Genomic DNA, 21,595 nt, shown 5'->3' with positions numbered 1-21,595 from the left:
GCGGACAGGAAACGGCTCCCGCAAGCCGGTCGGCCTGCGGGAGCCAGAAGCGTTGGGTCAGGAGTCCAGCTGGGTCAGGAGTACATAAGGACCAGGGCCGGGTCGGCCGTGGCCAACTCGAGCCGACCGGCGTCGACGGCGCCGTAGGCACCGATCGGGCCGTTACTGCGGCGACCGTTGCGGCTGAGCCAGAAGCGCCATCCGGCGGGAGCCTCGGGCCACGTCGGGTCCGGCGTCCAGCCGAGCGGCGGACGCCAGCCGGCCGTCGGCGGCTCCGGCCAGTCCGGCGGCGAGTTGAACTTGTGCACGGGCGGTCCCTCCGGATTCCCCAGCGATCCGCTGAGCGTGAACTGTCTGACAGGTCAACGATCTGGCGCACCGAACGTCACGGATAAATCTTCGTAAAGTTTCACCCGCCGTACGGGGACCCATCTCAGCACCGAAACCGCAACTCGGCAACCGTTCTCTCAACTACCGGACTGCACGTGCATCGGCAGAGCCATTAGTTGCCTCCTCCACAGACAACCCCCAGTTGTCCACAGCAACCACCCACATATCCACAGCTCGAGCTCGTTATCCACAGGCAGATGGTGAGGGCTAGGCGGCGTTGGCGCGGGTCTCGCTGAGGCGGGGTGGTGTGGCGCCGGCGGCGATCGACTGGTCGAGGGCGGCGAGTTCGGTGCAGGCGACGGCGATCGCCTCGGCCTGGGTGCGGCAGCCGTCGGCGTACCAGAAGGGGTCGTCGGGCTGCCGGTCGTCGGCGTCGTCGATGTCGGCGTACCAGCAATCGTGCCGGTAGTGCACGACCCGGACCTTGAGCTTCATGTGCGGTGAGACGCCCGCTGGCGGGCTTCGGTTCCTGTTTGAAGGGTTTACAACGTTGGAAGTCATCCGGTACAACCGAGAGCGAGACCGGTCCGCCCCCAGGTTTCGAGAGGTGTACGCCGATGAGACTGTTCCGCGTTGCCGCAGCCGCCCTGCTACTGCTCGGCGTACTCGCGCCGACCGCACCGGCCGCCGAGATCCAGGAGAAGGCTGTGACGTCGCAGACGTTCCGGAACCCGCTGAACCCGTCGGCAGACCCGTCGTTGATGTTCTACAACGGCAGGTACTACGTCGCGACCACGCGCGGCGACCGGATCGGGATCTGGTCGTCGACCAGCCTGGCGACCCTGCTCGTGCAACCCGAGCAGGTGGTGTGGCGGGACTCGGACACCACCCGCAACACGCAGATGTGGGCGCCGGCGTTCCGGCACGTCGGAAACCGCTGGTACATCTACTACACGGCCTCCGACGGCGTGGACGCCAACCACCGGATGTACGTGCTCGAGTCGGCCGGCGACGACCCGCTCGGCCCGTACAGCTTCAAGGCGAAGATCGCGGACTTCGGCGAGTACGCGATCGACGGCGAGCCGATCACGGTCAACGGGCAGCAGTACTTCGTCTGGACCGGCCCGGGCCGCGGACAGGGCGGACCCGCCCAGCTGTACATCGTCCGAATGAGCAACCCGTGGACCGCGACCGGCGACCGCGTCGCGATCCCGGCCGACGGCGGGTGCACCGAAGTACGGGAAGGGCCGACCCCGCTGTACGGCGCGACGCGCACGTTCCTGACCTACTCGACGTGCGACACCGGCAAGCCGGACTACCAGCTGTGGATGAAGAGCATCGCGAACGGCGCCGACCCGATGGTCGCGGCGAACTGGGTGCAGCACCCCGGCCCGGTCTTCTCCCGCAACGACGAGACCGGCGTGTGGGGTCCCGGGCACCACTCGTTCTTCAAGTCACCGGACGGGACCGAGGACTGGATCGCCTACCACGGCAAGAACACCAGCACCTACACGTACTCGTACCGCACGACGCGGGTCCAGAAGATCACCTGGAACGCCGACGGTACGCCGAACCTCGGCCGGCCGCTCGCCGCGGGCGCGACGCAGAGCCTGCCGTCGGGCGACCCGGGTTCGCCGAACTACTGGATCAACGACACCGACGCGGCCGTCGCCTACACCGGCGCGTGGAGCTCCGGATCCGGTTGTGGCAACCAGTGCTTCTGGGGCAACGACCACTGGAGCTGGGAACCGAACGCGACCGCGACGATCCAGTTCACCGGCACTCGCGTTGCCCTGCTGAGCGTGGTGGACACCGGCAACGGGATCGCGGCGATCTCGGTCGACGGCGGACCCGAGCAACGGATCGACTACTACAGCTCGATCCGCGTCGGCGAGCAGCTGATGTACATCAGCCCGGCCTTGCCGTCCGGCCCGCACACCCTGAAGGTGCGCGTGACCGGCGACAAGAACCCTGCCTCGACGAGTGCGGTCATCAGCCTCGACCGCATCGAGGTCTATTAGACGAACGTCTTGACGACGGTCTTCCCGTTCACCATCCGGAGGTGGCCGTCGTCGGTGAGCTGGAGGACGCTGCCGGCGCGGCGGGTCTCATACATCCAGGTGATGTCACCGAAATTGTTGAAGTTGTAGAACGTGCCGTCCGGTCCGACCGACCCGTACGACTCCGGCGCGTTCTTCTTCCCGGTGCTCCACAGGACCGTGGTGCCGTTCTTGTACAGCACCAGATTGCCGGTGGTCAGGAACTTGAGCGTGTAGATCCGGTTGACGGAGTACATGATCACTTCCCGGCCGCCCGGGTCCGGAGCATGGAGCTGGCTCTGCGGCATCAGCGTGCCGATCACCATGTGCCGGTTCCAGTTCGCCTTACCGCGGGTGTTGTAGATCGCGAGGTTCCCGTTGTCCGGCAGCACCAGCTTCGCGCCGACACTCTTGATGCTCATCGACCAGTACTTCGTCCGGCCGTAGACCATCTGCAGCGTCCCGTCCGTGCCCATGACCAGCACGGACCCGGCGCGTCCGGTCCCGGAGCTCCACAACCGCCACGACACCCCGCGCTGGAACAGCTTCGCCTCCCCGCGCGAATCCATGATCAACGTGTAGACCCCGTTGTGCGACCGGATGTACTGCCCGGCCAGCAGCTTCTGTCCCGGTAGCAGGGTGTCCGACACCGCCATTGTCTTCGCCTCGGCCGGTGCGCTTCCCACCAGCACGGCCCCACCCAACAGTGCCCCGACGGCCAGGACCCCGGCCACGAGTCGACGTACCATTTCCACACCCCTTGTTTTAGAAGAAGATCTTGACGACGGTCTTGCCGTTGACCATCCGGAGGTGGCCGTCGTCGGTGAGTTGGAGGACGCTGCCGGCGCGACGGGTCTGGTAGAAGAACGTGAGGTCCCCGAAGCTGTTCACGGTGCCGAACGAACCGTCCGGGTCGACCCAGCCGGACGCACCCGGGGCATTCTTCACGCCGGTACTCCAGAGTGCGGTGGTGCCGTTCTTCAGCAGCACCAGGTTGCCGGTGGTCAGGAACTTGAGCGTGTAGATCCGGTTGACGGAGTACATGACGACCTCGTCCCAGGCCGCGTCCGGGCCGGCGAGCTTGCTCTGCGCCATCAAGGTCCCGACCACCATGTGCCGGTTCCAGTTCGCCTTGCCGCGGGTGTTGTAGATCGCGAGGTTCCCGTTGTCCGGCAGCACCAGCTTCGCGCCGACACTCTTGATGCTCATCGACCAGTACTTCGTCCGGCCGTAGATGATCTGCAGCGTCCCGTCCGTGCCCATCACCAGCACCGAGTTCCGCTGCCAGGTACCCGAGGCCCACAGCGGAGCCTTCACTCCGCGCTGGTACAGCTTGACGTCGCCGGCCGGCTGCACGATCAACGTGTAGACCCCGCTCCGCGACCGGATGTACTGCCCGGGCAGCAGCTTCTGACCCGGTAGCAGGGTGTCCGACACCGCCGCCGTCTTCGCCTCGGCCTGGGTGCTCCCCACGACCGCGACCCCGCCCAGCAGCGCTCCGACTGCCAGAACCCCGGCCCACAACCGACGTACCACGCCGATCCCCCCTCTGTACGTTTGTGAGTGCTCAGTGTCCTGGGCGAAGAGGTCATCCCTTCAGACCGGACGCGAATCCGCGGATCACGTAGCGCTGCAGGAAGAGGAAGAGCAGCAGGATCGGGAGCGCCGCGAAGATCAGGCCGGCGGCGACCAGGCCGTAGTTCGACGTGTACTGGTTGACGAAGGCGAACACCCGCACCGGAACCGTCTCGTGACCGGAGCCGCCGAGGTACAGCAGCGGCGTGAAGAAGTCGTTCCAGATCTGTACGGCGTTGAGGATCAGCACCGTCCCGGTGATCGGACGCAGCAGCGGGAAGATCACGTGGGCGAACGCCTGCAGATGCGACGCGCCGTCGATCAGCGCGGCGTTCGTGTAGTCGGCCGGCAGCGAGCGGATGAAGCCGGTGTAGAGGAAGACCGTGAACGGCAACTGGATGCCCGTGTAGAACAGGATCATTCCCTGGTAGGTCCCGAGCAGCCCGAGATCGTCGACCAACTGGTAGAGCGGGATCATCCCGAGCTGGAACGGCAGGATGATCCCGACCAGGAACAGGATGTAGAGGCTGTAGCTCAAGCGGGTCGCCGTACGGGCCAGGAAGTACGCCGCCAGCGAGCCGAGCGCGATCAGCAACAGCACACTCACGACCGTGATCAACGTGCTGTTCAGCAACGCCGATCCGAGTCCGGCCGATCGCCAGGCCTCGCCGAAGCTCCCCAGCGTCGGCGGCGACGGCAGCGACAACGGCTTGTTCGCGATCTGCTGGGGATCCTTGAACGCGAGCGTGACCAGCACGTACACCGGGAACAGGAACCCGATCGCGACAGCGATCATCACCAGCTCCAGCACGAACGTCCGGGGGCGATACCTCATGCCGTCGTCTCCCTCGATCGCAGGTACCCGATCTGGATGAACGACACGGCCGCGACGAAGATCGCCAGGACCAGCGCGACCGCGGTGCTGTACCCGAACTTCCCGTACACGAACGCCTGCTTGTACAACACGGTCGACAACGTGTCGGTGGCGTACCCCGGCCCGCCGTTCGTCATCGCGATGATCTGGGTGAACAACGTCAACCCACCCACCGTCGACAGCATCACGTTGATCGTCACGGCCGGCGCGAGCAGCGGCCAGGTGATGTGCCGGAACCTCTCGAGTGTCCCGGCGCCGTCGACCATCGCGGACTCGAGCAACTCGGCCGGGACGCCTTCGAGCCCGGCCAGGAAGATCACCATCGAGTACCCGGCGCATTGCCAGATCACCGTGAACGCGACCGACCACAACGCGATCGACGGATCACCCAGCCAGTCCTGGCGCAGCGACCCGAGGCCGACCGCGCCGAGGCCCGCGTTCAGGCCCGCATCCGGCGCCGGGTTGTAGACGAACTTCCACAGGAACGCGACCATCACCGGACTCACCACGACCGGCGCGAAGAACACCAGCCGGAGGATCAGCCGGCTCTTGATCCGCGTGTGTACGCCGAGCGCCAGCAGCAGCCCGATCCCGTTCTGGACCACGACGATCGCGACCGTCAGCAGCAACGTGTTCCGCAACGCCCCGAGCGCCTGGTCGTCGTGCAGCAGCTGCTTGAAGTTGGCGGCACCAACGAACGACTTGGCGTTCCCGATCCCCGACCAGTCCGTGAACGCCGATCCCGCACCGGCGATGCTCGGATACAGCACCACCACCGCGTAGACCAGGACCGCAGGGACCGCAAACCACCACGGCGGCACGATCCCACTGCGCCGCCGGGTCCGTTTCGCCGCTTCCGTCCCGACCGCCACCACCGAAGCCGTCATGCGCCCTTCTTGTACGCGTCGTCCATCTTCTTCAGTGCGTCCTGCACCGTGGTCTTACCGCCGAGCAGTTGCTGTACGACGGCGAAGTGGGTCGGCTGTACTTCGGCGTTCGGCCAGCGCTGGTCCATGAACGGGACCGCCTTGTTCGCCTTCAGCGCCGGGAGGAACGACGTCAGCACGGGATCGACCTTCGCGTCGCCGTACAGCGGGACGCAGGAGACCGCCTCGGCCCAGGTGTTCAGGTTGTCCTGCTGACCGCAGAAGTCGAGGAATCCCTTGGCGTTGTCGGCCTGCTTGCTCTTGGCGCTGACCGCGATGCCGACCACCACACCGGCCGGGATCCAGTTGTCGGCGGCAACATCCGTCGCCGGGAACGGGAACATCGACAGGTCGTCCGGCGACGGCGCCGCGGCCCGGAACGCCGACAGCACAGCGGATACCTGGACCGCCATCGCGGCCTTCCCGGTACCGACCATCGAGGTCGCCTGTTCGTACGTCGTACCGTTCGGGTTGGCGTTGAAGTACCCCTTCTTCTGCAGTTCGAGGTACTTGTCCATCGCGTCGACCCAGCCGGAGTCCGCGAACGACGCCTGACCGGCCGTCATCTTGTCGTCGAAGTCGGGGGTCTTCGCGTAGACGGTGCCCGGGACCAGCGCGTACGGAATCAGCTGCGTGATCCACGGGGTCTGCGCGCCGAGCGCGATCGGAGTGATGCCCTTCGCCTTCAGCTTCTCGCAGACCGTCAGCAGCTCGGACCAGGTGGTCGGCGGCTCGACGCCGGCGGTCGCGAACGCCTTCTTGTTGTAGATCGCGCCGAGCATGCTGGAGCCAGGCGAGAAGATGTACGTCTTGCCCTCGTTCTGGAACGCGCCCTTGAACCCGGCCGGGATCTTCTGCGTCCAGGACTGACTACTGAGATCGGTGAGCAGCCCGGCCTTGCTCAGCTGGGCCATCGACATCGCGCTGCCGTTGCCGGGGTAGACCACGTGGACGTCGGGCGCGTTGCCACCGCCGAGCTGGGTCCGGAGCGCGGTCTGGACCTGGTCCGCGGGGGCGAACGACAGGTTGAAGTCGAACCCGGAGTGCCCCGTCTTGTACGCGTCGAGCACCTTGCGCAGGCCGGCCTCCTGGTCGCCGACGCCGATCACCTTCAGCGTGCCGCCGGACGACGAGCTGCCGTTGCCGCCGCCGCAGGCCGACAAGGCGCCGGCCAAGGTCGCACCACCGGCGAGTTGTAGGAGCCGCCTTCGGCTGACGGACCGTTCGAGTGCCATGGTTCCTCCTGAGCGCCGAAGTACCGGCCAATAATGTGAAGTAACCGCAAGATCGTGTTACTTTCGTCACGGGGACGCTACGTATGGCCCGAGAGGGTGTCAAGACCTCGTTGAAAGGATTCAGTCGGGAGCGGTGCGAAAAGCGCTCCACCGGGGTTTGGGAGCCGACCTACCTCGCCTGAGAAGATGGGCCACGTGCCCGTGACCGCCTTCCCGCATCCGGCCGGTACGACGTCCGTCGTACGGCCCGCACCGACCTGTGGACGGGTGCGAGCGTGAGACGAGTCCTCCTGGCCGGCCTCCTGCTGCTGGCCCTGGCGCTCGGCGCCGGAAGTGGCTACTACGCGGGCGACTACCTCGACACCCCAGAACCGACCGCCTCCGGCACCGCCGGCCCGCTCGGCGACATCTCGCCCTCGCCGACTCCGACGCCGACCGAACCCCCGCTCCCGGTGAAGACCCCGATCCCGAACAACCTGGACCCCCTCGAGACAGGGCTGAACTACACCAACCACACCTTCACCGTGACCCCGAAGGACGCGGAGCCCGTCCAGCTCACGATCGAGACCCCACAGGGCTGGAAGATCGCCGACAGGGATCCGAAACGCCCCGGCGAGGTCAAGTACCTCGACAAACTCAGGGAACGCGGCGTACGGGTCGAGGCAGTCGCACCGGCCAAGGTGACCCCCAAGGACGAGATGGCCCAGCTCATCGTTGACCTCAAGAAGAGCCAGGCACCGGAGAACGACGTCCAGGTCATCAGCGACACCACCGACGTGGTCACCGGCGACGACGGCGAATCCCGGTCGGTCGCCACGCTGATCTACACCTTCATCCCGGGCCAGACCCTGCGCTACGTGATCGTCCGCTGGATCGCCATCAACGGCGAACTCACCAACGTGGAGATGAGCATCACCGGCCTCCCCCAGGACGCCCCGGCCCTCGACGAGGTCCTCCAACGGGCAACCGCATCGGTCGGCGAGGTCGGCTGAACCCTTTTCACAGAATCGTTACTTATCCGGTGCAACCTCTGCGGGGGCTGAGGTGTCTTCTGTTAGTAGGTCTGGGGAGGTGGGGGCATGGCGAGAACGGTGAGTAGGCGCGCGATGCTCGGCGCCGGTCTACTGACGCTGGCGGGGGTAGGCGGAGCGGGAGGCTACGGCGTCGGCCTGTTCCTCACCAAGGAACCAAGCCTCGCCGGTACGGCGGCACCGCTCGCCGTGGGTTCCACCCCGGGTACGACGCCTACCCCGACGCCGACGTCGCCTCCGCGCAAGGTCACCTACGACAAGTCGCCTGCGCTGAATGCGGACGATCTGCACTACAAGAGCCAGACGTTCGAAGTGAAGAGCATGGTCAGGTCACGGGTGTCCGTGCGGATACCAAGCGGATGGGGCCTGACCCAGCCGGACCCGCCGAGGACCGGGCGGTTCACCGACCCCACCGGAAAGCGATGGATCCGGATCGAGGCGGGCTTCACGATCACGCGCCCCCCTGCGACGTCGATGCAAGCCCGCATCGCCGACCTGAACCGTCTGCAGGCCAACCAGATGCTGCACCTGATCTCACAGCGCGTGGACAGCCGTTACGCGACCATCACCTACACCTATGTACCGCCTCCGGAGCAGTCCCCCGAAGGCGTCCTGCGTTACGTCATCGTGCGTTGGGTTGCGGATGACAGTGGCAACTGCGCGGTCGAGATGAGCTCCACCGGCCTTCCCCAGGACAAGGACGCATTGCTCGACGTGCTGGACCACGCCACCGACAGCGTCGAACGCCGCGACACTCCGCTGTCAGGTTAGAGCAGCTGCGCGAGACCGCGACGGCTAGCCGCAAGCGGGCAGGGTGTTGCGCGCGAAGCTTCGCAGGTGGGTGGTGGACTTCTTGTCGGAGTCGGTCCTGCTGAACACATCGAACGTCCACGAGGCGGTCGACGCCCGAGCGATTGGCGTGGAGCGGGGCGGAGGTTGGGGAGGATTTCCCGCCCGATTTGGAAGGCAGATCTCCCCGATCCAGCCGTATAGGCAACCCGCCACCACGCAGCGTGCAGCCGGTCGGCGTCGCCGTGGAGTGATCTCAGTCGGCCGGCCAGATGGTGCGGAAGATGGTGGTGCGGAGGCGGTAGAACTTGCGGCGGGCGGACTGGAGCAGCGCCGGCGACGGCCGGAGCCGTTCGGTCGGAAAACGCATGGGGACTTCCTAGGGGGTGTACTGCACCGAATCGGCGATCGCCGTGGCCCGGTGGACATCCGATCCGGGTACGACCACCTGTACGAGGAGCGAGCCGTCGTCCCCGTGATCGACGACTCGTTGGAGCAGCACGATATCGGCACCGAAGCAGTCGGCGGACAACCGGTCGGTCACAGAGAGTTCACGGACCATGTGCGGCAACGGAGTGCCTTCGTTGCTGCACTGGTTGCCGTTCGGGACCGCCAGCTTCGACTTCGACACCCCGATGAACACGCCCGGTGTCTTCCCCGACCAGTCCGGATCGCGGCTGACCCGGAACGCGGGACCGGTGCCGGTGCCGCCGGGCAGGTTCCAGTCCGACTGGGCCATCGACTGCGCCCACGCCTCAGGCAGCGTCACCGAGAACTGGCCCTGTGAGACCTGGATCAGCTTGCGGCCCTGGAGGTACCAGTGGCCGCCGTACCCGACGCCGCCACCGACGACCAGCGCCAGCAGCGCGGCAACTACCCATCGCCCGCGCCTGCGCTTCCTAGGAGCCGCCGTCTCAGCCTCAGCGGCTGGCTCACTGGCGTCGGGCTCCACCGGGGCGCTCTCCACCGCGACCGTCTCGGCCTCCGCGGTCTCCGACGGCTCGGCGGGTTTCACGATTGTCGGCTGGTTCTCGTCGCTGAGCGCGGTCTTCGCGTCCAGGTCGTCGGACGCGACGGTGACCGTCTCGCGGGTCGACAGCGGGAAGTCGCGGGTGTTCTCGTCGAGCGCGCCGACGAGTTGCCGCGTGAACGACTGCACATCCGGCCAGCGCTTCTCCCGGTCCGGGTCGAGCGCCCGGACGATCGCGGCGTCGACCTCACCCGGCAGCTCGAACCCGAGCGAGCTCGGCGGCGGCGCAACCTTCACCCGGCTCGCGGCGCCCAGCCCGTCGACCTGGTGCGGGGACCGCCCGGTCAGAGCGGCGTACGCGACCGCGCCCAGCGAGTACTGGTCGGCGCGCTGGTCCAGCCGCTCACCGAGCGCCTGCTCAGGAGCGACGTACGACGGGGTGCCGCCGGGCATCGTGATGCGGGAGATCTCGTCGAGGGACTTGCCCAGCCCGAGGTCGGACAGCACCGCCCGCTCGCCGTCGTCGGTGCTGCGGAACAGGACGTTCGCCGGTTTCACGTCGCGGTGCAGCAGGCCGCGCCGGTGCAATGCCTGCAGGCCGCGGCCGACCTGGACGACCACGTCGACGGCGTCGGCGAGCGCCAGCGGCTCCTGCTTCAGGCGGTCGGCCAGCGTGCCGCGGTCGGCGTACGTGAGCACCAGGAACGGACGCCCGTCCTCGAGTTCGCCGACGTCGTGCACCTGGACGACGTGCTCGGACTCGACGCGGCGCAGGAACCGGCCTTCCTCGAGGAACCGTTTCCGGACCGAGTCGTCATGCCCCCAGTTGTCGGCGAGCACCTTGATCGCCACTTCGGCGTCGAGCTGCTCGTCGTGAGCGAGCCACACCGTGGCGAAACCACCTGAGCCCAGGCGTCGGCGCACGACGTACCGACCGAGTCTGGTTGGGACCCCCATAGAGGGCATTATGGGTCATTGAAGTGTCCCTCACCGGGGCCGATCGAGAGCAAAGGCGCAGATGAGCGAGAGCACGAGTCCGACCGACGACCTCGCCACCCTGGCGGAGCAGGCGCAGGCGGGCGACAAGAACGCGATGGACGACCTGCTGCGGCAGGTGTATCCGCGCGTCCTGCGGATCTGCCGCAGCGTCCTGCCGTACTCCGCGGACGCGGAGGACGCCGCTCAGGAGGCCCTGCTCAACATCGCCACCAAGATCAACTCGTTCTCCGGCCGCAGCAGCTTCTCGACCTGGGTCCATTCGGTCGCGGCGAACTCCGCGCGCTCGACGTACCGCAAGCTGAAGCGCACTGCCCAGGCGGCGCACAGCCCCGAGCAGATGGAGAAGCCGGACCCGCGCACCACGAGTGTGATCGCCGGCACCCGCCTGGATCTCCTGGAGGCCCTGGAGACCCTGGAGCGGGACCGCCCGCAGATGGTCACTCCGCTGGTACTGCGAGACGTCTACGGCCTGTCGTACGAGGAGATCGCCGCGGTGGTCGACGCCCCGCTCGGCACCATCAAGTCCCGGATCCACGACGCCCGCGAGGTCGTCCGCCCGCTGCTGCGCCCCAAAGACTGACCCAAGCCTGACCTGACCCGGGCATACCCTCGCGGTTATGACTGCCCGGGGGCTGCTGCACAACGGTGACTACCTGAAGCTGCTCAGCGGTCAGACGATCAGCTCGATCGGCTCCTCGATGAGCTCGTTCGTGTTCACGCTGCTCGGCCTGGCCATCACCGGTTCCCCGGTGCAGGCAGGTCTGGTCGGTACGTCGGCTGCGCTCGGGTCGATCGTGGCGGCGTTGCCGGGCGGCGCGCTGGCGGACCGGTGGAGCCGGCGCAGGATCCTGATCGGGTACAGCCTGCTCGGCACCGTCCTGTTCGGATCGGTGGCTGTCGCGGGCTGGCTCGGCCACCTGACCCTCCCGCACCTGATGGCCGTCGCCCTGGTCAACGGCGCGGGCTACAGCCTGTTCATGCCCGCCGAAACCGGTGCGCTGCGGCAGCTCGTTCCGGCCGAGGACATCGGCACCGCGCTCGCCGCCGCGCACGGCCGGCAGAACCTGGCGGGGCTGGCCGGCGCGCCACTGGGCGGCCTGCTCTACTCGATCGGCCGGGCGATCCCGATCGCCGTCGACGCGGTCTCGTATCTGGTGATGGCGATCATGCTCACCACGATCCGCCACCCGTTGCCCGCCACGAAGCCCGAAGGCGGCACGCACGAGCCGATGGTGAAGGCGATCCGTTCCGGGTTGACCTGGCTGCTCCGTCAGCGCGACCTGCGGACGATCGCGATCGTCGCGACCCTGCTGAACTTCGCCGCGAACGGGACGATCCTGGTGCTGATCCTGAGCATGCAGCAGCGCGGCGTACCGGCCACCGTGATCGGCCTGCTGGAGACCGCGATGGGCGTAGGCGGCCTGGCGGGCGCGTTCGCGGCGCCCAGGCTGCTGGCCAGGTTCAGCACCGGCAGGATCACCATCGTCGGCTCCTGGATCATCACGGTCGCCTTCGCCTCGACGGCGGCGAGCACACGGCCCGTAGTCCTGATCCTGCTGCCTGCGTTCGCGGTCTTCCTGCTGCCCGCGCTGAACTCCGGCCTGTTCGGCTACCAGATGCTGATCACGCCGGACCACCTGCAGGGGCGGGCGCAGAGCGCGTTCATGTTCATGGCCAACACCGCCGCCCCGCTGGCGCCGTTCCTCGGCGGTGTCTTCCTCGGCACTCTGGGTGCACGGGAGGCGTTGCTGATCTTCGGCGGGCTGCTCGCGGTCGGCTCCGTACTGCTCACGATCAGCCGTTCGATCCGCTCCATTCCGTTGCTCTCCGCGGTCGAAGCCGCCTGATTCGGGGGCTCCCGTTCCGGGCCCGGGTGTGCTCAGATGGGGAGCATGAAGAAGCTCATCAACGACCCGGCCGATGTTGTGAGTGAAGCGCTGCAGGGGATGGCGGCGGCGCATCCGGACCGGCTCCGGGTGGACCTGGAGAACCGGATCGTCTACCGCAAGGACGCGCCGAGACCTGGCAAGGTCGGCCTGATCTCCGGTGGCGGGTCCGGGCACGAGCCGATGCACGGCGGGTTCGTCGGGCTCGGCATGCTGGACGCGGCCTGCGCGGGTGAGGTGTTCACCTCCCCGGTGCCGGACCAGATGATGGCCGCGACCAAGGCGGTCGACGCCGGCGCCGGCGTACTGCACATCGTGAAGAACTACACCGGCGACGTGATGAACTTCGAGATGGCCGCCGAACTGGCCGCCGCCGACGCCGGCACCGAGGTGCTGTCGGTGGTGACGAACGACGACGTCGCCGTCCAGGACAGCCTCTACACGGCCGGTCGCCGCGGCGTCGGCGTGACCGTACTGCTGGAGAAGATCGTCGGCGCGGCCGCCGAGGAGGGCCGCCCGCTGCAGGAAGTCGCCGACCTGGCGAAGCGCGTCAACGACAACGGCCGCAGCATGGGTATGGCGCTGACGTCGTGCACCGTCCCGGCCGCGGGCAAGCCGACGTTCGAGCTGGCCGAGAACGAGATGGAGGTCGGCATCGGCATCCACGGCGAGCCCGGCCGGCAGCGGTTGCCACTGGCCCCGGCGCGCGACATCGCTGCGATGCTCGTCGACCCGGTGGTGTCGGATCTTCCTTATCAGCAAGGCGATTCGGTGATCGCGTTCGTCAACGGCATGGGCGGTACGCCGTTGCTTGAGCTGTACCTGATGTACCACGAGGTCGCGCAGCTCCTCGACCGCGCGGGCATCACGGTCGCCCGCTCACTGGTCGGCAACTACATCACCTCGCTGGAGATGGCCGGCTGCTCGGTCACGCTCCTGAAGGTGGACGACGAACTGGTACGTCTCTGGGACGCACCGGTGAACACCCCCGGCCTACGCTGGAACGCGTGAGCATGGGAGTCGATTCTTTCGTCAGCTGGTTGCGTGACAGCGCTCAGAGTCTGCACGAGCAGGCGTCGTACCTGACCGAGCTGGATTCGGCGATCGGGGATGCCGATCACGGCGCGAACATGGATCGCGGGTTCCAGGCGGTGGTCGGGGTGCTGGACGAGACGTCGTTCGACAGCGCCGACGAGCTGCTGAAGAAGGCCGGAATGACGTTGGTCAGCAAGGTCGGCGGGGCCAGCGGGCCGCTGTACGGGACGTTCTTCCTGCGGTTCGGGACCGCGCTCGCCGGGGCCGACCTGACGCCCGAGACGATCGGGAAGGGGCTGCACGCCGGGGTCGAAGGAGTGCTTGCCCGCGGCAAGGCGGAGCTCGGCGACAAGACCATGTACGACGCCTGGGCGCCCGCGCTGGACGCGTACGACGCCGCGGTGGCGGGCGGATCGGATCTCGGTACGGCGTTGACCGCTGCCGCCGAGGCCGCTGCGAAGGGCCGGGACGCGACGATCCCGCTGGTCGCACGGAAGGGCCGCGCGAGCTACCTGGGTGAACGCAGCGCCGGCCATCAAGATCCCGGCGCGACCAGTACGACACTGATCTTGGAGTCCGCGGCCCGAACACTGTCATGATCGGGATTGTGGTGGTGTCGCACAGCCGCGCGCTGGCCGATGCAGCGGTCGGGCTCGCCGCGGAAATGGTTGCCGAGGACAAGCGTCCGGTGATCGCGGTCGCCGCGGGACTGGACGCGACGACCTTCGGGACCGATGCGATGGCGGTCTCGGAGGCTATTGGTACTGCGGACAGTCCGGACGGCGTCCTGGTGCTGCTCGATCTGGGGAGTGCGGTGCTGAGCGCCGAGATGGCGCTGGAGTTCGTCGATCCTGATCTGGCTGGGCGGGTGCGGCTGACGAGTGCGCCGCTGGTCGAGGGCCTGGTGGCGGCGGTTGTCACCGCGTCGACCGATGCGTCGCTGGATGCGGTCGCCGCGGAGGCCGAGCGGGGGCTGGCCGGTAAGCAGGATCACCTTGGCGTCGCGACCGCGGACACCGCTTCGGTTGTTGAGGCGGATCGCACCGTCGAGGTTGTTGTCGGCAACGAGCACGGCCTGCACGCGCGGCCGGCGGCGCGGTTGGTGGGTCTCGTCAACAGGTTCGACGCGGTCGTGACGCTCACCGATCTGGATACCGGTAAGGGGCCCGTCGACGCGGGCAGTTTGAGCATGGTCGCGACGTTGAACGCGCAGCAGGGGCACCGGGTGCGGGTGGGTGCGAGCGGTCCGCAGGCGGCCGAGGCGCTGGCGGCAGTCGAGGAGCTGGCGCAACAGAACTTCGGCGACGGGCCTGGCGGCGCGGGTAGTGGCGATCGCTTGGGGCCTGCCGGTGGGGGTAGTTCGGTGGGGTCGCAGGTCGGCTCGGCTGCTGGTGGGTCGGGGCTTGATGTGGCGATCGGGCCGGCGGTTCTTGCGGGGGCTCAGGTCGAGCTGGGTGATTATGTTGCCGGGGACAACGAGCTCGCGAGGCTGGACGACGCGCTCGCGACCGCGGGCGACCAGCTCCGGGAACTGCGGGACGTGCACGGCGAGATCTTCGCGGCGCATCTCGCCTTGCTGGGCGATCGCAAGGTGCTGGACGACGTACGTGCTTCGATCGCGGCCGACGCATCGGCCCCGGTCGCGTGGCAGCAGGTGTACGACGAGCTGGCGGCCACCTTCGAACGGCTCGATGACGCGTACCAGCGCGAGCGGGCGCAGGACGTCCGTGCAGTGCGGGATCGCGTACTGCGACTGCTGGTCGGAGCGACCTACGAAGCGCCGACGGACGGCATCCTCGTCGTACCGGAGCTGGATGCGGCGACCGCTGCCACTCTCGACGCGATCCGGATCGTGGGCATCGCCGTACGGGCGGCCGGGACGACCGGGCACGGTGTGATCGTGGCTCGGTCGCGGGGGATCCCGTTGATCACCGGGATTGGAGACGTCGACGTGCCGCCCGGCGCGATCGTTTCGTTCGACGCTCGGACCGGGTCGTTCGAGGTCGCGCCGGACGAGGAGAGGGTCCGCGCGACGATCGCCGAGCGCCAGGGCGAGCGCGCGCAGGCAATCGCGGACGCCGACCGGCCCGCCACCAGCATCGACGGCCGGACGATCGACGTGCTCGTGAACGTCGGCGTCATCCAGGATGCCGTCGACGCGCATGGTGCGGACGGGTCCGGGCTGGTGCGGACAGAGGTGCTCTTCGGGGATCGTCGTACGGCGCCGACCGTCGACGAGCAGGTCGACGCGTTCCGCGCGATCGCACGAGCCCTCGGCGGTAAGCCCATCACGATCCGGACCTGGGACATCGGCGGCGACAAGCCGCTCCCGTTCCTCCCGCAGGACCGCGAGGCGAACCCGTTCCTCGGCGAACGCGGTCTTCGCGTGTTCCGCCGTCGTCCCGAACTGCTCCGCGATCAGCTCGAAGCGGTCCGGCGTACGGCGGCCGAAACCCCTGTGCACGTGATGTTCCCGATGGTGACGACCGCCGACGAGGTCGCGTGGGCGTTGCAGGAGCTCGGCCCGCGTGACGGGCTCGAGGTCGGCATCATGGTCGAGGTCCCCGCGGCAGCGTTGCGGGTCGGCAGTCTCGCGGCGGAACTCGACTTCGTCAGCATCGGCACCAACGACCTCACGCAGTACACGACGGCTGCCGACCGGACCAACGCCGCGGTCGCTCCGCTCGCGGACGGTCTCGATCCCGCCGTACTCCAGCTGATCGACCACGTCGTCCGCAACGCCGGCGTACGCGTCGCAGTGTGCGGGGACCTGGCCAGCGACCCGCAGTCCGCCGTACTGCTCGCTGCTCTCGGTGTGACCGAGCTGAGCGCTGTCGGACCACAGGTGCCGTTGGTGAAGGCCCAGCTACGGCAGGCCGACCTGGGACGGGTCGACACTGCCGCTGTGCTGGCGGCTCGCGACGCGGCTCAGGTGCGCGGGCTGCTGTAGTAGCGCAGCTCTACCAGGTTGAAGCCGGAGGTGCGCTCTGGCTTGACTGGGAGCGTGTAGCTCTCGCCAGGCTCGAGGTAGGTGACGTCCGGGCTGGCCAGGTCCAGGTCGACGACCAGGGCCGGGTAGGCGCCGGTGTGCCAGGTGTACGACTCGCCGGCCTCAGGGGTGACGTGCTGGACGCGCACGTCGTCCTCGTCGACAACTACCTTCGTGGGGATCTCACCGGCCTGCTCGAAACCTGCCTCGGCTGTGTCAACGCCGAAGTACGGGTCGCCGGAGGCCTCCTCGCCCAGGTCGAGCACCTCGATGAGGCGGTTGAGGTACAGCGCGTCGCCGTCGTTGGTGAGCATGTGCACCGGCGACACCGGGCGGTAGACCGATCCGCCGACCGTCTCGCTCAGCTCCCGCGCCGCACTGCCGTCCAGCCAGTCCATGTGGCAGGGCGAGGTCGAGAGGCACAGGACGACGTACGGGTTGTGGTGCAGGTGCCAGCCCTGGGCCTCACCGGGCTCCAGCTCCACCTCCCAGACACGGACGCGCGAGTTCTTCAGCAGCACGCGGGTCCCGATCTCACCGAGGACGACCTCCGTGCCGTCAGGGGCGGTGACAGTAGTACCGGCGGTCATGCGGTCTCCTCAATCGGTCGTTCCATCGCGACACCGGCGAGTGTGGTGCCGTCCGGCATCGGTAGCAGGGTGGACTGCACCTCGGTGAAGCCGAAAGCCTTGTAGAGCGGTACGCCGGGCAGCGTCGACATCAGTGCGAGCCGGGTGAACCCCTCCGCGCGGGCCGCCTCGGTGCACGCGGTCAGGATCGCCCGGCCGAGTCCACGCCGCGTCCAGTCCGCCCGGACGAACATCGCCCGGATGCGGGCCGGCTCCGTTGCAGGGTCCAGGAGCCGCTCGTCCGCTCCCGCAGTACTCGCGTTGAACAGCTTGTTCCGCCGGCTCCACCCACCACAGGCGACGACCTCACCACCCGCCTCGAGCACGTAGTAGGTGCCGTCGTCGATCAGCGCGGTGTCCAACGTGGTGATGTGCTCAGCCGCACTGGCTGTCTGCGCTGCGTCGTAGTACGCCGGAAACTGCGTCTCCACCGCAGCCCGAGCCAACTCAGCCACCGCAGCCCCATCCGCCACCACAGCCAACCGCAACACAGCCTCCACGCCCACAGGCTAGTTCACGCGTCAGCCGAGCCGCCACGCAGGCAGAACCCCCTCAATCACGCACAAACGGAGCCTTTCGGCGGGTTGTATATGCGTGGCGGTCCGCACGCGCGGTCATCGAACCCAAACAGAACGGTGCAGGAAGCTGCAATCTCAGTCACCGACATCAACTACCTCACCGGAGACGGTCCCAACCTTGGGACGCGGTGGTCCTGGTGCGGTAGGTCCACTCCTTGCCGTCTGGAGTGACCTGTGGGAACGACGTGACGCGTAGCCGCGCCGCACCCATCGGGATGAGCGTCACGGTCTCCACAGGTTCGTCTGACTTCGCTGGACCCGGTTGGAGCAGTCCCACCACGTCCTCGGTGTCTGTCTCCCACTGCGGGATCCGCCGGGCCAGCGTGGTGAGTGCGAGCGGCACTCCGTCCGTGGTGAAGGGGTTGTCGCCCGCCTCCCGTCGTACGACGTCGAATGACGCGTCGGCGACCAGACCGTAGTTCCACGGCGATTCCGGGTAGACGGAGAGCTCCGGCCACTCGTCTGTACCGCCGATGCGCTCGTAGCGTTCGTCGATCTGCAGCGAGTAGGTCAGCGGGCCGCGATCGACTGACACCGAGTGCTGGTTGTCGTCCCACACTCGCGTCGTGGTGCGCATCGGCAAGGTGAGCTCGACGCGATCGCCTGTGTGCCAGGTGCGGTCCAGCTTCATCCAGTCACCAGATGTCTGCACCTGTTGTCCGTTGACCTTCACGGATGCATCAGGAGCCCAGCCAGGACGCCTTAGATAGAAGGGGAATCGGACCGGTCGCTGCGTCTGCACCGTGAACGTAATGGTGTCCGAGAACGGGTACTCCGTGTCCTGGACGACACTGACCGTCTCACCCGCTCCGACTGTCGCGGTGACCTTGCTGGCGGCGTACATCGACGCAGCGAGACCGTTGTCCGTCGTGGCCAGCCAGAGCTCCTGCACGTAGTACGGCCAACCCATGCCGTAGTTGTGCGGGCAGCACCGGTACTGGTGTACGCCGTACTTGTACGACTGCATAGCGAACGGGTTCTCGAACTGCCCGTGCTTCGGCCGGTCGTCGAGCTGCACGCTGTTGGCACAGGTGATGTAGTGCACAACCTGCTGCTGGGGGTCGTACGACGCCGGCAGCGAGTTGAACGCCAGCTCCTCACATCTGTCCGCCCACGCAACGTCGCCCGTGAAGCGGGTGAGCAGCTCGCAGCTGTGCATCAACTCGACGATCCCGCACGTCTCGAACCCCTGTCGCGGGTCACCGAACCCGGGCCGCGAGTTCTCGTCGCCAGCGAACCCACCACCCGGGAACTGGCCGTACAAGCCCATGACCGTCGCATAGTTCCGGTACGTCGCCTCTCGGTGCTTGGCGTCTCCGGACAGCAGCCAGTACTGCAACGGCTCCCGAAACCCTTGCGCCAGGTTGACGTTGTGCCACGTAGGAACGCCGCCGACGTAGTCCGCGGACCCGTTGTGCATCTTCGTCACCAAGTCGAGCAGCCACTGCTCTCCGGTGCGGTTGTAGAGCCAGTAGGCACTGTCGATGTTGTCGCCCCAGCGGAACGCACCCCACGACCGGTTGAACACTTCCGGCGGCTGCGTGTTCTGGAACCGCAGGTACTTCGTCATGAACGGAATGACCCGCTCGTCGCCGGAGTACTCGTACCAGGATCGGAACGCGGCCAGCAGCGGCATACCCGGCCAGAAGTCCGGTCCGTTCTCCAGCGAGGTCCGCAGCCGCTCCGGGCCGAACCACCCGTCGGCTGCCTGGGTCGCGAGGATCCCGTCCATCCACCGCTGCGTCCTGGTCAGTACGCCACTGTCCCCGGTCACGTACCCGAGGTCACCGAAGCCCCGGAGCCAGTACGGCAGCTCCTCCCAGGCGTCCAGCGCCGGGTCGACCCAGCCGTTCTTCTCGTATACGAGGAAGTCCGAGATCTCGTCGTACCGGCCGCAGAGCCCGTCGACCTGCAACGCGAGCTGCTGCGCGAGCCAGCCGCGCGGCTCGATCGCACCGGGCGGAAGCTTCTGGAACGGGACCGGCTGGAGCGGAGCGCGCTGCGGGACGTAGTGCCCGCCGCGGCCGGCAGGTTCGGGCATGGCCATGGTTATCGGACCTTTCGGAGAGCGATCGACGGAAAAACCGCACACGTTTTCCGTGGATGACAACGTAGGACTGCCAACCGTGCCGGTCAAGCTCAAAGCGCAGGTCAGCGAGGTTGCCCAGGTGATCCTGCTAGGCTTCGCCGAACGACCGGAAGGAAACAAGGATGAAGAGGCCAGGCGTGCGGATGGCGGATGTCGCCGCGCTCGCCGGGGTGTCCGCCGGGACCGCGTCGAAGGCCCTCAACAACACCGGCCAGCTGAGCCAGGAGACCAGGGACCGGGTACGCCGGGCCGCGGCGACGCTAGGGTTCACGCCGGATGCCCGCGGCCGTGCGCTCTCGTCCGGCCGGACGTACACCGTGGCGCTGCTGACCACCGACAGCTCGGGCCGCTTCAGCATCCCGATCATGCGCGGCGTCGAGGACGTGCTGAGCGCGGGCGAGCTCGCAACCGTCCTCTGCGACACCCGCGACGACCCGCTACGCGAGCTGACCTACCTACGTTCTCTCGTCGCGCGCGGCGTCGACGGTATCGTCGTCACCGGCCGCCGGACCGAGCCGCGGCGGCGCATCGACGTACCGCTGCCTGTTGTCTACGCACTCGCCGCCTCCACCGACCCGGCGGACGCCTCGGTGATCGTCGACGACGCTGCCGGCGCGGCCGCGACAATCACCCATCTACAGGGTCTCGGCCGGACCCGGATCGCCCACATCACCGGCCCGGCCAACCACCGCTCCGCCGCCGAACGCGCCCAGGCCATCGCCTCCGCTCTCTGCACCGAGCCGCTCTACGGCGAGTGGAGCGAACGCTGGGGCCGCCAAGCCACTGATCTGGTACTGCGTCAGAACCCCGACGCGATCACCTGTGGCAGCGACCAGATCGCCCGCGGCGTCTGCGACCGCCTCCGCGAACTCGGCCACTCGGTACCCGAGGACATCGCGGTCACCGGCTACGACAACTGGCCCGTCATGGCGCTCGCCAGCCGCCCGCCGCTCACCACCGTCGACCTCCGCCTGGAAGACCTCGGCCGCCGCGCCGCCACGCTCCTGCTCGAAGCAATCGCCGGCAAACCACACCACGGCGTACTGCAACTCCCCACGCAACTGGTGACGCGCGAGTCGACCCTAGGAACCTGACTCCCGCCGCGGTTTAGAGGCCCACCGATACGCGTACACGACCCAAGCCACCGCAGGTACGCCGAAAATAGCCGCCGCAATCTCCCGCCCGAACACCAGGAACAGCAACCCAGCCAGCACAAACGGCACCGCCAACCACACGGCCCCGGCAAACGCCGCCCACCGCCACTTCCCAGCCTTCCGCGCCGGCGGCGTATACAACGAGGACACCGGCAACCCGGCCAGGGCGGGCTCCAGCTCCCCGTGCGTCACGGCACTGTTCACCAGGTCGACCCGCCGATGCAGCTCATCCTCGTCCAGCCGGCCGACGGCGAACTGCTCCGCCAACTCGTCGGTGGCGATCCGGCGTTCCTCATCGGTCAGCCGCACCTGAGCCATCCGCCGCCGTGCGGCGGCTGCCCGTGCCTCCTGGCCGGCAGCAGCAGCCAGCCCCATCAGATCGGACGGCTTCACCGGTCGCCGCTCCACCATCCGCCTCACCTCACCTCGTCCCTTCGAGTGTGCCAGACGGCCGCCAACCCGCAGGG

At 67.8% G+C, this 21,595-nt stretch carries 21 protein-coding genes and 1 pseudogene; 10 read left to right on the top strand and 12 right to left on the bottom strand.

Annotation, left to right across the window (positions count from 1 at the left end; genetic code table 11):
• Positions 1 to 74: 74 nt before the first annotated feature.
• Positions 75 to 308, bottom strand: coding sequence for a hypothetical protein (locus tag ACWF0M_RS27355; protein ID WP_452238573.1), 234 nt, complete (start codon positions 306 to 308; stop codon positions 75 to 77).
• A gap of 289 nt (positions 309 to 597) precedes the next feature.
• Entirely contained in the window at positions 598 to 825 is a 228-nt protein-coding gene (locus ACWF0M_RS27350) for a hypothetical protein (RefSeq protein WP_452238572.1), read from the bottom strand.
• A 122-nt stretch (positions 826 to 947) separates the two neighbouring features.
• On the opposite strand from ACWF0M_RS27350, the gene ACWF0M_RS27345 reads away from it, so the two are divergent.
• Positions 948 to 2,351, top strand: coding sequence for a glycoside hydrolase family 43 protein (locus ACWF0M_RS27345; RefSeq protein WP_452238571.1), 1,404 nt, complete (start codon positions 948 to 950; stop codon positions 2,349 to 2,351).
• On the opposite strand, the gene ACWF0M_RS27340 is transcribed toward ACWF0M_RS27345, so the two are convergent.
• The 5 genes from ACWF0M_RS27340 to ACWF0M_RS27320 are packed head-to-tail and all read right to left on the bottom strand — an operon-like array spanning position 2,348 to position 6,979.
• On the bottom strand, positions 2,348 to 3,118 hold the full coding sequence (locus ACWF0M_RS27340; protein ID WP_452238570.1) for a hypothetical protein: 771 nt from the start codon (positions 3,116 to 3,118) through the stop codon (positions 2,348 to 2,350). The two genes, ACWF0M_RS27345 and ACWF0M_RS27340, sit on opposite strands and share 4 nt — an antisense overlap.
• 16 nt (positions 3,119 to 3,134) lie before the next feature.
• Positions 3,135 to 3,905, bottom strand: a complete 771-nt coding sequence (locus ACWF0M_RS27335; RefSeq protein ID WP_452238569.1) for a hypothetical protein — start codon at positions 3,903 to 3,905, stop codon at positions 3,135 to 3,137.
• 52 nt (positions 3,906 to 3,957) lie between these two features.
• On the bottom strand, positions 3,958 to 4,779 hold the full coding sequence (locus ACWF0M_RS27330; RefSeq protein WP_452238568.1) for a carbohydrate ABC transporter permease: 822 nt from the start codon (positions 4,777 to 4,779) through the stop codon (positions 3,958 to 3,960).
• The gene (locus ACWF0M_RS27325; RefSeq protein ID WP_452238567.1) at positions 4,776 to 5,705 is read right to left on the bottom strand and encodes a carbohydrate ABC transporter permease; all 930 of its coding nucleotides are present in this window, start codon (positions 5,703 to 5,705) and stop codon (positions 4,776 to 4,778) included. The genes ACWF0M_RS27330 and ACWF0M_RS27325 overlap by 4 nt, the downstream gene beginning before the upstream one ends.
• Positions 5,702 to 6,979 carry an ABC transporter substrate-binding protein gene (locus tag ACWF0M_RS27320; RefSeq protein WP_452238566.1) on the bottom strand — a complete coding sequence of 426 codons (1,278 nt, stop codon included), beginning with the start codon at positions 6,977 to 6,979 and terminating at the stop codon, positions 5,702 to 5,704. Before ACWF0M_RS27320 ends, ACWF0M_RS27325 begins: the two co-directional genes overlap by 4 nt.
• A gap of 275 nt (positions 6,980 to 7,254) precedes the next feature.
• On the opposite strand from ACWF0M_RS27320, the gene ACWF0M_RS27315 reads away from it, so the two are divergent.
• On the top strand, positions 7,255 to 7,971 hold the full coding sequence (locus ACWF0M_RS27315) for a hypothetical protein (protein ID WP_452238565.1): 717 nt from the start codon (positions 7,255 to 7,257) through the stop codon (positions 7,969 to 7,971).
• Positions 7,972 to 8,058: 87 nt separating this feature from the next.
• On the top strand, positions 8,059 to 8,781 hold the full coding sequence (locus tag ACWF0M_RS27310) for a hypothetical protein (protein ID WP_452238564.1): 723 nt from the start codon (positions 8,059 to 8,061) through the stop codon (positions 8,779 to 8,781).
• A gap of 397 nt (positions 8,782 to 9,178) precedes the next feature.
• On the opposite strand, the gene ACWF0M_RS27305 is transcribed toward ACWF0M_RS27310, so the two are convergent.
• Positions 9,179 to 10,726, bottom strand: a complete 1,548-nt coding sequence (locus ACWF0M_RS27305) for a serine/threonine-protein kinase (protein ID WP_452238563.1) — start codon at positions 10,724 to 10,726, stop codon at positions 9,179 to 9,181.
• A gap of 61 nt (positions 10,727 to 10,787) precedes the next feature.
• Here ACWF0M_RS27305 and ACWF0M_RS27300 point away from each other — a divergent pair, with 61 nt between their 5' ends.
• The 6 genes and pseudogenes from ACWF0M_RS27300 to ACWF0M_RS27275 all read left to right on the top strand — a co-directional run bounded on the left by ACWF0M_RS27300 (position 10,788) and on the right by ACWF0M_RS27275 (position 16,639).
• Positions 10,788 to 11,348, top strand: coding sequence for an RNA polymerase sigma factor (locus ACWF0M_RS27300; protein WP_452238562.1), 561 nt, complete (start codon positions 10,788 to 10,790; stop codon positions 11,346 to 11,348).
• A 37-nt stretch (positions 11,349 to 11,385) separates the two neighbouring features.
• Entirely contained in the window at positions 11,386 to 12,615 is a 1,230-nt protein-coding gene (locus tag ACWF0M_RS27295) for an MFS transporter (protein WP_452238561.1), read from the top strand.
• Positions 12,616 to 12,660: 45 nt separating this feature from the next.
• Complete coding sequence (dhaK, locus tag ACWF0M_RS27290; protein WP_452238560.1) at positions 12,661 to 13,665, top strand: dihydroxyacetone kinase subunit DhaK; 1,005 nt, start codon at positions 12,661 to 12,663, stop codon at positions 13,663 to 13,665.
• A 2-nt stretch (positions 13,666 to 13,667) separates the two neighbouring features.
• A complete protein-coding gene (dhaL, locus tag ACWF0M_RS27285) occupies positions 13,668 to 14,288 on the top strand; it encodes a dihydroxyacetone kinase subunit DhaL (RefSeq protein ID WP_452238614.1) in 621 nt (206 codons plus the stop codon).
• Positions 14,285 to 14,686 (top strand): annotated as a pseudogene (gene dhaM, locus ACWF0M_RS27280) (dihydroxyacetone kinase phosphoryl donor subunit DhaM); the annotation flags it as partial. The gene dhaL and the pseudogene dhaM, both read left to right, overlap by 4 nt.
• Positions 14,663 to 16,639 carry an HPr family phosphocarrier protein gene (locus tag ACWF0M_RS27275; protein WP_452238613.1) on the top strand — a complete coding sequence of 659 codons (1,977 nt, stop codon included), beginning with the start codon at positions 14,663 to 14,665 and terminating at the stop codon, positions 16,637 to 16,639. The pseudogene dhaM and the gene ACWF0M_RS27275, both read left to right, overlap by 24 nt.
• On the opposite strand, the gene ACWF0M_RS27270 is transcribed toward ACWF0M_RS27275, so the two are convergent.
• From ACWF0M_RS27270 to ACWF0M_RS27260, 3 genes are all read right to left on the bottom strand, one after another.
• Positions 16,618 to 17,268 (bottom strand): hypothetical protein, encoded by a 651-nt coding sequence (locus ACWF0M_RS27270; protein ID WP_452238559.1) that lies wholly within the window; start codon positions 17,266 to 17,268, stop codon positions 16,618 to 16,620. The genes ACWF0M_RS27275 and ACWF0M_RS27270 overlap by 22 nt on opposite strands.
• Positions 17,265 to 17,807, bottom strand: coding sequence for a GNAT family N-acetyltransferase (locus ACWF0M_RS27265; RefSeq protein ID WP_452238558.1), 543 nt, complete (start codon positions 17,805 to 17,807; stop codon positions 17,265 to 17,267). Before ACWF0M_RS27265 ends, ACWF0M_RS27270 begins: the two co-directional genes overlap by 4 nt.
• 175 nt (positions 17,808 to 17,982) lie before the next feature.
• Complete coding sequence (locus ACWF0M_RS27260) at positions 17,983 to 19,932, bottom strand: beta-L-arabinofuranosidase domain-containing protein (protein WP_452238557.1); 1,950 nt, start codon at positions 19,930 to 19,932, stop codon at positions 17,983 to 17,985.
• 164 nt (positions 19,933 to 20,096) lie between these two features.
• On the opposite strand from ACWF0M_RS27260, the gene ACWF0M_RS27255 reads away from it, so the two are divergent.
• Positions 20,097 to 21,068: a LacI family DNA-binding transcriptional regulator gene (locus ACWF0M_RS27255; RefSeq protein WP_452238556.1), complete on the top strand. Its 972-nt coding sequence runs from the start codon at positions 20,097 to 20,099 to the stop codon at positions 21,066 to 21,068.
• Here ACWF0M_RS27255 and ACWF0M_RS27250 read toward each other — a convergent pair.
• The gene (locus ACWF0M_RS27250; protein WP_452238555.1) at positions 21,057 to 21,539 is read right to left on the bottom strand and encodes a DUF1707 SHOCT-like domain-containing protein; all 483 of its coding nucleotides are present in this window, start codon (positions 21,537 to 21,539) and stop codon (positions 21,057 to 21,059) included. The two genes, ACWF0M_RS27255 and ACWF0M_RS27250, sit on opposite strands and share 12 nt — an antisense overlap.
• Between the last annotated feature and the right edge of the window lie 56 nt (positions 21,540 to 21,595).

Source organism: Kribbella sp. NPDC055110 (assembly GCF_053607525.1).
The sequence above is the reverse complement of the archived record's forward strand: the minus strand, read 5'-3'. Positions and strand labels throughout refer to the sequence as shown.

Bases quoted from the DNA above. Each gene is read 5' to 3' on its own strand.
- ACWF0M_RS27350 (WP_452238572.1), bottom strand. From the start codon at position 825: ATGAAGCTCAAGGTCCGGGTCGTGCACTACCGGCACGATTGCTGGTAC.
- ACWF0M_RS27345 (WP_452238571.1), top strand. From the start codon at position 948: ATGAGACTGTTCCGCGTTGCCGCAGCCGCCCTGCTACTGCTCGGCGTA.
- ACWF0M_RS27340 (WP_452238570.1), bottom strand. From the start codon at position 3,118: ATGGTACGTCGACTCGTGGCCGGGGTCCTGGCCGTCGGGGCACTGTTG.
- ACWF0M_RS27330 (WP_452238568.1), bottom strand. From the start codon at position 4,779: ATGAGGTATCGCCCCCGGACGTTCGTGCTGGAGCTGGTGATGATCGCT.
- ACWF0M_RS27325 (WP_452238567.1), bottom strand. From the start codon at position 5,705: ATGACGGCTTCGGTGGTGGCGGTCGGGACGGAAGCGGCGAAACGGACC.
- ACWF0M_RS27320 (WP_452238566.1), bottom strand. From the start codon at position 6,979: ATGGCACTCGAACGGTCCGTCAGCCGAAGGCGGCTCCTACAACTCGCC.
- ACWF0M_RS27310 (WP_452238564.1), top strand. From the start codon at position 8,059: ATGGCGAGAACGGTGAGTAGGCGCGCGATGCTCGGCGCCGGTCTACTG.
- ACWF0M_RS27305 (WP_452238563.1), bottom strand. From the start codon at position 10,726: ATGGGGGTCCCAACCAGACTCGGTCGGTACGTCGTGCGCCGACGCCTG.
- ACWF0M_RS27300 (WP_452238562.1), top strand. From the start codon at position 10,788: ATGAGCGAGAGCACGAGTCCGACCGACGACCTCGCCACCCTGGCGGAG.
- ACWF0M_RS27295 (WP_452238561.1), top strand. From the start codon at position 11,386: ATGACTGCCCGGGGGCTGCTGCACAACGGTGACTACCTGAAGCTGCTC.
- dhaK (WP_452238560.1), top strand. From the start codon at position 12,661: ATGAAGAAGCTCATCAACGACCCGGCCGATGTTGTGAGTGAAGCGCTG.
- dhaL (WP_452238614.1), top strand. From the start codon at position 13,668: ATGGGAGTCGATTCTTTCGTCAGCTGGTTGCGTGACAGCGCTCAGAGT.
- ACWF0M_RS27270 (WP_452238559.1), bottom strand. From the start codon at position 17,268: ATGACCGCCGGTACTACTGTCACCGCCCCTGACGGCACGGAGGTCGTC.
- ACWF0M_RS27260 (WP_452238557.1), bottom strand. From the start codon at position 19,932: ATGGCCATGCCCGAACCTGCCGGCCGCGGCGGGCACTACGTCCCGCAG.
- ACWF0M_RS27255 (WP_452238556.1), top strand. From the start codon at position 20,097: ATGAAGAGGCCAGGCGTGCGGATGGCGGATGTCGCCGCGCTCGCCGGG.
- ACWF0M_RS27250 (WP_452238555.1), bottom strand. From the start codon at position 21,539: ATGGTGGAGCGGCGACCGGTGAAGCCGTCCGATCTGATGGGGCTGGCT.